The 2506-nt window shown below is 68.1% G+C and carries 2 protein-coding genes and 1 pseudogene; 2 read left to right on the top strand and 1 reads right to left on the bottom strand.

The features are described from left to right. A partial coding sequence (gene ilvA / locus PHC73_RS13900; RefSeq protein WP_300129444.1) for a threonine ammonia-lyase, biosynthetic occupies positions 1 to 1115 on the top strand: 1115 nt, incomplete at its 5' end. 12 nt (positions 1116 to 1127) lie between these two features. Here ilvA and PHC73_RS13895 read toward each other — a convergent pair. Beyond that, positions 1128 to 1760: a 5-formyltetrahydrofolate cyclo-ligase gene (locus PHC73_RS13895; RefSeq protein WP_300129442.1), complete on the bottom strand. Its 633-nt coding sequence runs from the start codon at positions 1758 to 1760 to the stop codon at positions 1128 to 1130. A 10-nt stretch (positions 1761 to 1770) separates the two neighbouring features. On the opposite strand from PHC73_RS13895, the pseudogene PHC73_RS13890 reads away from it, so the two are divergent. Beyond that, positions 1771 to 2506 (top strand): annotated as a pseudogene (locus PHC73_RS13890) (transglycosylase); the annotation flags it as partial.

The following is a 2506-nucleotide window of genomic DNA, read 5'->3' as shown; positions in this document are numbered from 1 at the left end:
TCGAGAAGGCAGAGAAGCTCACCTTCGTCCATCCCTTCGACGACCCGGACGTGATCGCCGGCCAGGGCACGGTGGGCATGGAGATCCTGCGCGCGCATCCGAAGCCGATCCACGCGGTGTTCTGCTGTGTCGGCGGCGGCGGCCTGATCGCCGGCGTCGCGGCCTACATCAAGCGCCTGCGTCCGGAGACGAAGATCATCGGCGTCGAGGCGGTGGACGCCGATGCGATGACCCAGTCGCTGGCGGCGGGCAGGCGCATCGCGCTCGATCAGGTCGGCATCTTCGCCGACGGTGCGGCGGTCAAGGAAGTGGGCGCCGAGACCTTCCGTCTGTGCCAGCAATACGTCGACGAGATGATCGTGGTCGACAACGACGCCATCTGCGCCGCAATCAAGGACGTGTTCGAGGACACCCGTTCCATCCTGGAGCCCGCGGGCGCCCTGGCTGTGGCCGGTGCCAAGGAATACGCCAGGCGCCACAAGCTGCGCGACAAGAACCTGGTCGCCGTGGCCTCGGGGGCAAACATGAACTTCGATCGCCTGCGTTTCGTCGCCGAACGCGCCGAACTGGGCGAACAGCGCGAGGCGGTGCTGGCGGTGACGATTCCGGAGAAGCCGGGTTCGTTCCGCAAGTTCATCAGCGTGCTCGGCAACCGCAACATCACCGAGTTCAACTACCGCTACGCCGACGCCAGGCAGGCGCACATCTTCGTCGGCGTCACCGTGCACAACCGCAACGAGGCCGGCCGCCTGGTCGAGATGCTCGAGCGCCACGAACTGCCCGCCATCGACCTCACCGACGACGAACTGGCCAAGACCCACGTGCGCTACATGGTGGGCGGCCACTCGCCGCAGGCCGAGAACGAGGTCGTCTACCGCTTCGTGTTCCCCGAGCGGCCCGGCGCGCTGATGAATTTCCTCTCCAACCTGCGTTCGGACTGGAACATCTCGCTGTTCCACTACCGCAACCACGGTTCGGATTTCGGCCGCGTGCTGGTTGGCATGCAGGTGCCGCCCGAGGACAAGGTGGCGTTCGACGACTTCCTGCAGCGTCTCGGCTACGAGTACGTCGCCGAGACGGACAACCCCGCCTACCGCCTGTTCCTCGCCAGCTGAGCGCCCGGCCGTTCAGGCGGCCTGCGCAGCCCCTGCCTCGGTGACGATCCAGTTCATCGGCCGGTCATGCGGCTGCGGCAGCACGCTGTCGACCCGCCCCAGTTCGAAGCCGACGCCGATCGCGATCGTGCGCATCTGCGCCAGCGTGCGGTCGAAGTAGCCGCCACCGTAGCCGAGCCGATAGCCGGCTGCATCGAAGGCGTTCAGTGGCACCAGCACGACCTCCGGCTGCACCTCCACCGCCTCTGCTGGATGCGGAATGCCATGCCGGTCGGGGACCATTGGCGCCCCGGGGACCCAGCGCCGGAAATGCATCGCGGCGTCCTTCTCGACCACCACCGGCAGCGCCGCGATCCGCGCCGCATCCTTCGCCAGCCAGTCCGCGACCCAGTCGCGCAGGTCGGGCTCAGCGCGGTAGGGCCAGCAGAATCCGAGCGAGCGCGGAGCCAGTTCGCCGATCACCGCATCGAGGTGGAACACCAACCGTTTCGTGAGGTCCTGCCTGTGCCCGGCACTCAGGTCCAGCCGGGCTTTCAGGGCCTGTTGCCGCATTCCGTTGCGGCGCTGCACAAGGTCTTCCTTGGGGTCGAAAACAGGCGTCATCACTGTGGTATGGTAGGTCGCAATGGAGAGCAAGAAGAGCATGAAGAATGGCGTGAAAGCCGCGCTGCTGGCGGTCGGACTGCTTGCATCGACAGCAGCGCCGGGGCAGGCGGTGTCCGACCCCCGCGACACCCGAATCGTCGCCGCTCGCGAAGCGCTGCGCAAGGGCGATCAGCGCGCGCTCGAGCAGTTGGCCGCGAGCACCGGGTCCCATGTCCTGGATGCCTACGTCCGCTACTGGCGGCTGGTGAACGTACTCGCGCGCCCCGAACCTGCGCCCGAAGCCGAGCTTGACGCCTTCCTGCGTGCCGAAGCCGGCACCGTGCTCGCGGAACGCCTGCGCGCCGACTGGCTGCGCCGGCTGGCCAAGGACGGCGACTGGACGCGCTTTGTCACCCTCTACCCGGCGCTGCGCAATCCCGATTACGAAATGCGCTGCACCGCCTGGACCGCGCGCCTGATGACCGGCGACCGCAGTGCGCTGGACGAAGTCGCAAGGCAGTGGCGCACCCTGGACGACGCCCCTGCCGCCTGCGACACACCGCTGCGCGCCGCCTTCGAGTCCGGCGTCGTCAGCGAGGATGAAGTGTGGCAACGCGCCCGCCGCCAGGTCGACACACGCAAACCCGACGACGCGCGCCTGACCTGGCGCTGGCTGCCTGCCGAATCGGCGCCCGCACCCGCACAGGCCGAGCACGCCCTGAAGTCACCATCCGCCTGGCTCGACCGCCTGCCCGCCAACTTTGCCGTCACCCGCGGCGCCCGCGAGCTGGTGCTGGCCGCACTCA

Origin of the sequence: Immundisolibacter sp., assembly GCF_028696615.1 — a bacterium.
In the GTDB taxonomy this organism is placed as follows: Bacteria; Pseudomonadota; Gammaproteobacteria; order Immundisolibacterales; family Immundisolibacteraceae; genus Immundisolibacter.
Note: the sequence above shows the minus strand (reverse complement) of the source record. Positions and strands in the feature narration are given on the sequence as shown.